We start from the raw sequence: 9,408 nt of genomic DNA on the forward strand, positions 1-9,408 counted from the left end.
AAGACGTACGCCGGCCCTGGGAGCGACCGGCGACCGAACCCCGCCGTCTCACCCCCGCCCGCGTCCGCCGGGGTTTCGCAACATCCGCGCGACAGCGGCCCGTCCGGCAGCCGCACCGAAACCGCCCCGGCCAGGCCCGGGACGGCCTCCCGGCTCGAAGAACAAGCACCGGGCCCCACGCCACAACGTCGGCAAGACAGCCAAACGAGCCGACTCGATCAAGGAACATCAAAGCCGACGAGGATAAACGCCAAGCTCAGTGGCCGTTGCTCAATCGAGCTTGGCGATCGCGAGTTCGAGCCTGCCCACTCGGTCGAGTGACCTTCTGGTCGGCTGGGCGTAAGAGAGGGCTCCCGCACAGCTCCGGTACCAGGTCGCCGCGGGGCTGGGCCCCGCCGCGTCCGGTGTCACCAGAGCCGGATAGCCTCCGGCGAAGAGGGGCGGCTAACAGGAGCGGACATGAACATCGAGGAGATGCTGGACCGGCTCGGCGCGGTGATCGGGCCGCCGCCTGCGGACGGCGTGGTCCCGGTCCCGTGGGAGCTCGCGCCCCAGGCATTCGGGTTCCAACTGCCCGCGGACTACCGGGCGTTCGTCGACCGGTACGGGATGGTCAGCATCAGCGGCGAGCTGCACATCTGCACGCCATCGGCAGCGCCCACCCCCGAAACCGGCCAGCCGCTCGGCTTCGAGGGGTTCCTGTACTACACGACGGATCCCTACGGATACTGCGCCATGCTGGCCGAGGCCTACGAGGACGGGGATGACGAGGAGTGCCCGTATCCGCTGTTCCCGGCCGAGGGCGGGCTGCTGAAGTGGGCCAACAACTGGAACTCCGACCATTTCTTCTGGCTGATGCGGGGCCCAGACCCGGACCGGTGGCCGGTCGCTGCCAAGTTCGACTCCCTGCAGAAGTGGGACCTGTTCGAGGGAAGCTTCCTGGAGTTCCTGCTGGCGGCGGTGACACAGCGGTATCCGTACTATCGGGATGTCGTTCCGGGCGGGATGAAAGAGGTCGGTGACGGCCGCGCCTATCGCCCTCGGGGTGACTGGTCGAAGCAGCTATGGCAATGAACCCGCGAACACGATCAACGGCCAGCTCTGGGGGGCTCCGGCTTGGCCACCTCACCCGCCATTACTCAAATGATCTTGGTGATCGTGAGTTCGAGTCTGCCGACTCGGTCGGGTGATCTTCGGTCGGCAGGGCATGAAAGTGGGGCCTCCCGCGCAGCTCGTGGGTGTCGAATCCAGCCGAGCAACAGGAGGCCCCTGGTGCCGCAGTCTTCCGTCTCCGTGACGTTGCCGTCCAACTCCGCACCCCTGTCGTGTGATTGCCTCGCTCACCGGTTCGGGAACGCCGGGGACCGGCCGTACAGGCGTCCGAGGTATCCCTCGGACATGACCGACGCGGAGTGGGCGGTGGTGCGCGATGCAATGCCCGTGCCCGCCTGGATGGAAGGCCGCGGCGGGCAGCCGGAGGGCTACTGCCATCGGCAGCTGATCGACGCGGTGCGCTACCTGGTCGCAGGCGGCATCGCCTGGAGGGCGGTGCCCGCGGACTTCCCCGCCTGGGACCGCGTCTACGCCTTCTTTCGGCGCTGGCGGGACAAGGGCCTGGTCGGCGAGTTCCACGACCGGCTGCGCGACCGGGTCCGCGAGGCGGCGGGTCGTGATCCGGAGCCGACCGCTAGGATCATCGACGCCCAGTCGGTGAAGGGGGCCGCGTCGGTGCCGGCCATGAGCCGGGGTTCGACGGCGGGAAGAAGGTGAACGGCCGCAAGAGGCACATCGTCGTGGACACCCTCGGGCTGCTGCTGGCTGTGGTGGTCACCGCCGCATCCGTCACCGACCGCGAGGCCGGCCGGACGCTCCTGGAGCGGCTGCGGATGCGGCACTGGCGCATGTGGTGGCGTCGGTAGCGTGCATTTGAGGGCCCGGGTCGCCTCCCTGACAAGTCGCGGCCGGGGTCTCACCCCTGGATGTGCGGAAGGGCTGGACCCGTGGGGTCCAGCCCTTCCGACTGTAGCAGCAAGCCACTGCAGGCCAGCAGGGCCCAGGCGAGTTGGCAGTTACAGACCCGCCCGGTTCAGCAGCGACTCCACGTGCTCGCCCTGAACCGTTCCGGGTTTGGTGGGGACTCGAACACGTGTAAGGATTCGAGTCATGGCACGTCCCTCCTCCTACCCCCTTGAGCTGCGTCGCCGTGCGGTGCGCATGGTCGCCGAGGTCCTCGGTGACTACCCGAACGAGTCAGCCGCGCTGAAGTCGGTCGCCGAGAAGCTGGGCATCGGCTCGACCGAGACGCTGCGCAAGTGGGTGCGGCAGGACCAGGTCGACGCCGGGCAGCGGCCCGGGACGACGACCGAGGAGTCCGCGCAGGTCAAGGCGATGAAGAAGGAGATCGCCGAGCTGAAGCGGGCGAACGAGATCCTCAAGGCCGCGGCGAGTTTCTTCGCGGCCGAGCTCGACCGGCCACACCAGCGCTCGTAGCGTTCATCGACGAGCACCGGGGCCGCTTCGGCGGCGTCGAGCCGATCTGCCACGTGCTGACCGAGCACGGCTGCAGTATCGCCCCCTCCACCTACTACGCCTTCAACACCCGCCCTCCTTCGGCGCGTTCAGTGCGCGACGCGGAACTGAAAACGCTGATCAAGCAGGTCTTCGAGGCCAACTTCCGCGTCTACGGGGCCCGCAAGGTCTGGCACGAGCTGAACCGCCAGGGTCACGCCGTGGCCCGCTGCACCGTTGAGCGCCTCATGCGCGAACTCGGCATCACCGGTGCGGTCCGCGGCAAGCGCGTGATCACCACTCTCCCGGGCGGGCAGGTCGACCGCGCCCCTGACCTCGTCGAGCGCGACTTCGTTGCCGGCGCCCCGAACCGCTGCTGGGTCGCGGACTTCACCTACGTCAAGACCTGGGCCGGGATCGTGTACGCCGCCTTCGCCGTGGACACCTTCTCCCGCCGGATCGTCGGCTGGTCCGCGGCCACCGTCAAGCAGACGGTGTTCGTCCTGGACGCGCTGGAGATGGCGATCTGGCAGCGCGACCGCGATCAGAACCCGGTCGTGCCAGGCGAGTTGGTCCACCACAGCGACGCGGGCAGTCAGTACACGTCGTTCCGCCTGGCCGAGCACCTCGAAGCAGCGGGCATCGCGGCGTCCATCGGCTCGGTCGGCGACGCCTACGACAACGCCCTCATGGAGAGCACGATCGGGCTGTTCAAGACGGAGCTGATCAAGCCCCGGCGGCCCTGGCGGATCCTCTCGCAGGTCGAGCTCGCCACGGCCGAATGGATCGACTGGTACAACCACCGCCGACTCCACGGTGAGATAGGCCACGTCCCGCCCATCGAGTACGAGAACACCTACTACCTCACAGCCTCAAAACCGCAGGTCACAACCACCACCTGAGATCTCCATCGAACCCGGAACGGTTCAGGTGGCGCCCAGGGGGTGTTTGCGTTCTACCGGGGGCGGCGCTGGCGTGGGGTGTGGTGGGTTTCGGCTTGGTGGTCGAGGCGTACCTGGTCGAGGGTGTTTTTGGTGATGCGTTCGGTGCCGTCGAGGATGGCGGTTTGGGCGGCTTCGCGGACCAGGCGGGTGAGGCTGCCGATGCGTCCGGCGGTGCGCTGGTGGAGATAGGGCGCGTGGCGGGGGAGGGTGCCGGGGCGGTGCCGTGCGAGGTCGAGGGCTGCTTCGAGGTCGGTGACGAGGTCGGTGAAGGGGCGGCGGGCACCGAGGCGGGCGGGTAGGGCACCGGTTTCGATCAGTGAGGCCCGCGCGGCGAGTTGGGCCCCGCGGACGCCAGTGAACAGGGGTGTGGTGGTGACGTCGATGCCGGCGTAGACGAACGTTGCGCAGATCTGCTCGGTGAGGTCTTTGAGCAGGTCGGCGGCTTCGGCGCCGGTGGTGGTGCGGGGGTTGAGGCGGTGGATCTCGTCGATCAGGACCAGTCGTACCCCGGCGGTGTTGTAGGTGTGGGTGACGGCCTGCATGAGCTGGGCCTGGGTGGTGCGGGTGGTGGCGGGGATGCCGAGGTAGCGGGCGAACTGGGCGGTGAGGGTCTTGGCGCTCGCTCCCGGTGGCACGAGGACGTAGGCGACGGGCACCGTGGGGTGCGCGCTGCCGGGCGGGGCGGGGTGTTGGCGCTGGTGGGCGAGGTGGCAGGCGCGGCCGACTTCCAGCAGCGCGGTGGTCTTGCCGGTGGCCGGTGGGCCGGTGAGGATCAGGCTGGGGCGGGCGGTGGTGCGCTGGTGGCGGCCCAGCAGCATCAGGCGGCGCACGCTGGTGGCGAGGGAGTCGATGGCGGGGGTGCGCACGGTCACGAACTGCGAGTAGTACGCCAGGCGTTCCTCCACACTGCGCCCGGGACCGCCGGGGGCAGGCGGTGTGGGGGTGGGGGCGCTGGCGAACTGGGCGAAGCCGCGCCAGGTGTCCACCGGATACGGCGACGAATCCTCTGCCGCGCCCACCGTTCGGGCCGGGACACCCGCGCCCGGTGTGCCGGACACACCGCCCGCTGCGCCCGGGGTCCGGCGCGGGGCCGCGAGCGTGGGCCGGCGGGCGTTCGCTGCCCCTGGAGTGCCCGCGGGGCCGACGGCTGCGATGGGCGGTGGTGGGCTGGCCGGGCGGCCTGCCGAAGGACTGGGGACGGCGCCTGGGCGGGCGGGGGTGTTCGGCTGATGGGGTGTCACCACTGTTCGGCTTCCTTGCGGGCGTCCCACAGACCCAGGCCGGTGTAGGGCGGGGCGGGGGAGTGGAGGTCGGGGCCGTCGTCGTCCCAGCCGTCGTCCTCATCATCGTCCGTGTCGTCGTCGGGGTCTTCGGCGTCCTGGCCCTGGCCGCTTTGGCTTGGTGTACGGTCCTGGCCCCGGCGGCCCTGTCGGGTGGTGTCGCCGTTGCCGGTGCCCGGGCCGGTGCCCATGTCGTCGGGCCGCGGGTCGTCGGCGTCGAAGCCGTCCTCGGCGTCCTCGGTGTCGTCGGGGTCGAGGAGGCAGTCCGCGTCGTCGGCGGGGGTGTCGGTGTCCGGGCCGCCCGCGGAGACGGTGGTCGTGTCGGCTTCGGTACGCGCTTCGGTGTCCGGGCGGGTTCCCACGGCGGGTGGCCGGGCCCAGGTCTGGGGCGGGTCTGTCCGCTGTGCGTGCGCCGCGGCGCTGTCGGCGGTGGCGTCGGCAGGGGCGGTCGGGCGGCCGACCGCGTGGAGTGCTGGTGCGGGACCGGCTTTGCGCTCGCTGGCCCCGGCCCCGGCACCAGTGCCGGCCCCTGTCCCTGCTCCGGTGCCGCTTCCGGTCCTGGGTTCGGTGCCGGTGCCGGTGCTGCTGCTGGGGGTGGGGTGGGGGATGCGGGCGGGCATGGCGCGGGAGAGGACGGCGCGTTCGGCTTTGGTGGTGTGGGTGCCTCTGGCGCGGCGTTGGAGGTCGTCGAGGGCGTGGGCGAGGTCGGCTTCGTGCTGGTCGCGGTCGGCGTTAATGCCGTGCCGGGCGGTGAGGGTGGTGCGCAGGTGGTGCCAGGTGCGGTCGTCGAAGGGCTGGTGGACGTGGTCGCGGTGGATCCAGGGGATCTCCACCAGGTGGTCGTAGCCGGGCAGGCGGATCCAGATCTGGCGCAGGTCGTGGGGGTTGTGGTGGACCTCCCAGCGCCCGCCGCGGGCGGTGACGGTGGAGGGCTGTCCTCGGTAGGGGCCCAGCAGGTCGGCGTCGTAGGTGCGGTGTTCGAGGCGGATGCCGTGGTCGTGGATGACCTGCCAGCGCACCGGCAGCAGTTCGAGGTAGTCGCGGCCGGTGAAGGGCAGGCGGATGTGTCCGGCGACGGCGACCAGGGCGTCCCACATCTGCATCGGCGTCAGGGGCGCTTTGGGCAGCGCGGGGTGGCGCAGGCCGCCGTGGGGGCGGTGGTGCCAGTGGACGAGCCACTCGTCCAGCAGCTCCTGCAACTGGGCCACGCTGTAGCAGGCGTGCTGTTCGATGTCCGTGCCGCGCTGGGTGACGTTCGAGCCGGTGTATCCGGGCACGTACTGCCACAGCAGCGTGTTCATCGACCCGAAGGTCCGCTCCACGATGCCCTTGGCGGTGGGCGCGTGCGGGGGCGCGGGCTGGACGCTGATGCCCAGGGTGCGGCACGCGGCGGTGAACGTCGCGGAGAGGTAGACCTTGCCGCGGTCGACCACGATCGTCTCCGGCACCACGACGGGTCGCGCCGCGGCCTCGGTCAGGCGCTCGTCGGCGGCCACCAGCGCGTCCCCGTGCAGCAGCGGCGCGCACTCCATGCGCAGCGCGCTGGGCCAGGTGGGGCGGGCGGGGTGTGGGGTGGCCATCTCGGCGAGCAGCAGCGCGGCGTCGACCGCCTTGGTGGTGTGCGGGCGCAGGACGGCGGCGAGGATGGCGCGGGTGGCGACGTCGACGGCGATCGTCAGCTCCGGCCGGCCCAGGGTCCCGTCGTCGAACACCGCCAGGACGTCCAGGCGGGTGGTGTCGATCTGGACCTGCTCGCCCGGCCGCAGCGCCACGGTGGGGGTGAACGCCCGCCCCTCCCGCGGCCCTTCCACATCCTTGCCGCGCCCGTGGGTGCCGTCGCGCGGATCGGACAGCAGCGCCACCAGCCGGTAGAACGTGGCCTGCGAGCACATCGCCACCCCGTCCCCGTGGCGCTCCGCCAGGACCCGCTCCGCGACGGGGAACAGCGCCTTCACCGTGGTCTTGGAATGGCCGCGCCGGCGCCGCAGCGCCTCCTTCACCGCCGCCACGACCCGCTCGTCGGTGCGCCCGGCCGGCGCCGAGGGCTTGGTGGTGCGGTGGTCCACCAGCCCCCACAGGCCGTGCTTGCGGTAGTCCAGGCGCATCTTCTGCACCGTGGTGCGCGACACCTTCCCGAAGCCGATGGCGGTGAGTTCCTCGACCTTGGCGCGCTCGCGCTGCGCGAGGGTGTACCGGGCGGGGTCGTAGCGCTCGTTCACCACCCGGCCTGACTGGGCGTCGGCGCCGTCGGGGTGGCCGGTCTCCACTTCCCGGATGTGCCGCAGCCACGCCAGAGCGCGTTCGCGTGCCGCGGGCGGGGCGGTCTCGAACAGGCCCCACTGCGGCGCGTGCTCGGCCGTCTCCCTGACCGGTCCGGCCACGGCGAAGGTGGGGTGCGCGAACAGGTAGCCGGACAGCACCACCAGGTCCTGCTCGCCGTCCGCGCTCAGGTGGACCTGCTGCCCCGACAGGCCCACCACCTGCCACCGCACTCCCCGGAAGTCGACGTACCCGCCGACGCCCACCACCGGCCGCCCGCCCCGCCGCGCCACCCAGCTCACCCCTCGCCCCTCTCCACCCCGTACAGAGCCTCACCGGCACCGTCACCCGTCGAAGGCCCGCTTCCCGCAGCACCACCCCGGCCCCGGCCAGTCCGTCCGCCACCCGCCGGCGGACCCGCCAGGTCCGCTCCGTTCAGGCCGCCGCCGGGCGGATCCCCGGCGAGCGGATCGGCCTGCGCGCCGCCGGGCCTTGCTTCCCGGCGGCCGCGGCTTTGCCCCGGTGTGCCGTCGTCGGCGGCACACCTGCCGGGAACGCGGGCACCGGGTCCGACCTGGACCCGTTCGTGCAGCGCGACGTCCAGTGGGGCTCTCAGATAGCCGCGCCACAGGGCGTGGAAGAGCACGGGCATGACCTCGACCGGGTTCCCGACCGCCGCGACGCCTTCGATCAGGGGCCGGGGCCGTGCGAACGCCGCCAGCACCGCCTCCATCATTCCGGGGCGGCCATGGTTGCGTGGATGCCGGTACCCGGCCAGCCACTTCAAGTTCCCGGCCAGCACCGGCTCGAGCGGCAGCAGGCGCCGGTAGCGCCAGCCGACCTCCTCGCACGCCGCCGCCACTACCGCGCCCGCCCGCAGCGCCCGCTCCCCGCCTGCCTCCGCATGGCTGGGGCAGTCCGCCAGCAGCGCGGTGCCGTCGGTGTAGCGGGCGAACAGCTGCGGGACCCACGAGCGGACCTGGCCCCGCCGGTCGCGCCACAGCAGTCGCACCGGCCGCCCCGCCAGACCGCTCACCCGCGGGTCGCGATCCAGGACGGTCAGCTGGGCGCGCATCGCGTTGGAGCCGGCCACCACGTGGGCGCCGGTGGTCACCGACCACCACAGGCCAGGCCCCCACCTGCGCCCGGGCGGTACGGGGAACGCCGATACCGGATCGAGGTCCTCGAAAGCCACGGTCAGCGCGGCGTCCGCCCACCGCTGCTGCACTGCCTGCCCGAAGGGGTCGAGGAACACCGCCTCGAACCCCGCCCGCCCGTCCACATCCACCCCGCCCCAAGGCCCGCCCCGCCGCCTGGGTCCACCTGCGGCGCCCGCGCCGCCCATGCTGTCCACGAATCTCACCCAACCCCGGACACCACCGGCCCCACGCGGCTTTCCCGATTCCCGCCCCGCCCCGTGACCTGGTGCGCTACAAGGCCCCAAGCAGCGCGCCGATTCTCACCGGCGACCAGCAGAACCGGGCGACGCGCGGAATGCCAGCACCACAGGGCGGCCCATACCGCGTGCCGACCGTGCCGCCCGCCCCGGCTGGGAGACCGTCACCAGCCCTACCGGACCCCACCATCACCATCGTTCCCGAGCAACTCGGCGAGCCAGGCAGGGGAGCACCCGGCCCACTGCGCGACATCCTCGGCCCGCACACCGGCCTCCACCGCACCCAGCGCGACCTCCCCGGCCGCCTGCCGCAACTGCCCCACCGTGTACGCGATCCCGCGCAGCAGCCGCTCCGCCGCCTCGGCGCTGCTGCCCCGCTGCGCCCCGCACAACTGCTCCACCTGCTCCTGGGCATCCTCCAGCAGCCCCTGGATCAGCATCCGCCGCTCCGGCTCCACCGCGGAGCGCCACGATGTCCCCGAGCCCGGCACCCGCACCTCCTTCCCGAGTATCCGCAGCTGCGCCGCCACGGTCGGGGGCCGCAGTTCCTGCCGCACCCGCCACCGCTCATCCCACCCATTGGCCAGCGCCATAGCCGGTGCCTGGGTCCGGCGCCGCTCGCGGACGACCGCGCCCATCCACGCGATCAGCGGCCCGCCCAGGTCCGCCGCCGCCAACCGGCCCAGCCACCCCCGTCCGACCCGCTCACCCAGCTGTCTGCAGAACTCCCCGTCCACCGGCAGCGGCCGCGGTCGCCCGGCCCCGCTGTCCACCCACACCAGCTCGGCCATCGCAGGGTCCAGCAGCGCCTCGGCGACGACCACCGTCTCCGGGAAGACAGCCGCGTCGCGGCCCACTGCCCGCCACCGCCAGAAATCCCCGCTCGCGTCCCCGCCCGCCAGCGCGTGCAGTCGCGCGGGCCACACCTTTTCCTGCTCCCACTCCAGCGCCTGCCCCACCACCGGCACACCACCGCCCGCGCCATCGCGAACACCGCCCCCGGCTCCACCCCCGCCCGCAC

The 9,408-nt window shown here is 72.2% G+C and carries 7 protein-coding genes and 2 pseudogenes; 5 read left to right on the forward strand and 4 right to left on the reverse strand.

All coding sequences use genetic code 11. The annotated features are described in order from the left end of the window. The 5 genes and pseudogenes from OO48_RS40465 to OO48_RS33080 form a co-directional block, all read left to right on the forward strand. A pseudogene (locus OO48_RS40465) lies at positions 1 to 247 on the forward strand (NF041680 family putative transposase); the annotation flags it as partial. A gap of 212 nt (positions 248 to 459) precedes the next feature. Continuing rightward, positions 460 to 1,074 carry a hypothetical protein gene (locus OO48_RS33065; RefSeq protein WP_033223132.1) on the forward strand — a complete coding sequence of 205 codons (615 nt, stop codon included), beginning with the start codon at positions 460 to 462 and terminating at the stop codon, positions 1,072 to 1,074. Between the two features lie 324 nt (positions 1,075 to 1,398). Continuing rightward, positions 1,399 to 1,770, forward strand: a complete 372-nt coding sequence (locus OO48_RS40470; RefSeq protein WP_245194908.1) for a transposase — start codon at positions 1,399 to 1,401, stop codon at positions 1,768 to 1,770. Next, the gene (locus OO48_RS37910; RefSeq protein WP_106970481.1) at positions 1,767 to 1,919 is read left to right on the forward strand and encodes a transposase; all 153 of its coding nucleotides are present in this window, start codon (positions 1,767 to 1,769) and stop codon (positions 1,917 to 1,919) included. Before OO48_RS40470 ends, OO48_RS37910 begins: the two co-directional genes overlap by 4 nt. A 244-nt stretch (positions 1,920 to 2,163) precedes the next feature. Continuing rightward, a protein-coding gene (locus OO48_RS33080) for an IS3 family transposase (protein ID WP_245194909.1) occupies positions 2,164 to 3,410 on the forward strand; the annotation gives its coding sequence in 2 pieces (ribosomal slippage) (positions 2,164 to 2,446 and positions 2,446 to 3,410; 1,248 coding nt in all). Between the two features lie 53 nt (positions 3,411 to 3,463). On the opposite strand, the gene OO48_RS33085 is transcribed toward OO48_RS33080, so the two are convergent. The 4 genes and pseudogenes from OO48_RS33085 to OO48_RS39435 all read right to left on the reverse strand — a co-directional run. After that, positions 3,464 to 4,438 (reverse strand): TniB family NTP-binding protein, encoded by a 975-nt coding sequence (locus tag OO48_RS33085; RefSeq protein WP_033223138.1) that lies wholly within the window; start codon positions 4,436 to 4,438, stop codon positions 3,464 to 3,466. A gap of 251 nt (positions 4,439 to 4,689) precedes the next feature. Beyond that, the gene (locus OO48_RS33090) at positions 4,690 to 7,293 is read right to left on the reverse strand and encodes a DDE-type integrase/transposase/recombinase (RefSeq protein ID WP_063830799.1); all 2,604 of its coding nucleotides are present in this window, start codon (positions 7,291 to 7,293) and stop codon (positions 4,690 to 4,692) included. Beyond that, positions 7,290 to 8,246, reverse strand: coding sequence for a TnsA-like heteromeric transposase endonuclease subunit (locus OO48_RS33095; RefSeq protein ID WP_425338614.1), 957 nt, complete (start codon positions 8,244 to 8,246; stop codon positions 7,290 to 7,292). Before OO48_RS33095 ends, OO48_RS33090 begins: the two co-directional genes overlap by 4 nt. Positions 8,247 to 8,560: 314 nt before the next feature. Then, positions 8,561 to 9,408 (reverse strand): annotated as a pseudogene (locus OO48_RS39435) (hypothetical protein); the annotation flags it as partial.

The organism is Kitasatospora phosalacinea (assembly GCF_000716545.1).
Taxonomy (GTDB): Bacteria; Actinomycetota; Actinomycetes; order Streptomycetales; family Streptomycetaceae; genus Kitasatospora; species Kitasatospora phosalacinea.

What these genes read in the sequence shown, in the direction of transcription:
- OO48_RS33065 (WP_033223132.1), top strand. Translation starts at nt 460, where the DNA reads ATGAACATCGAGGAGATGCTGGACCGGCTCGGCGCGGTGATCGGGCCG.
- OO48_RS40470 (WP_245194908.1), top strand. Translation starts at nt 1,399, where the DNA reads ATGACCGACGCGGAGTGGGCGGTGGTGCGCGATGCAATGCCCGTGCCC.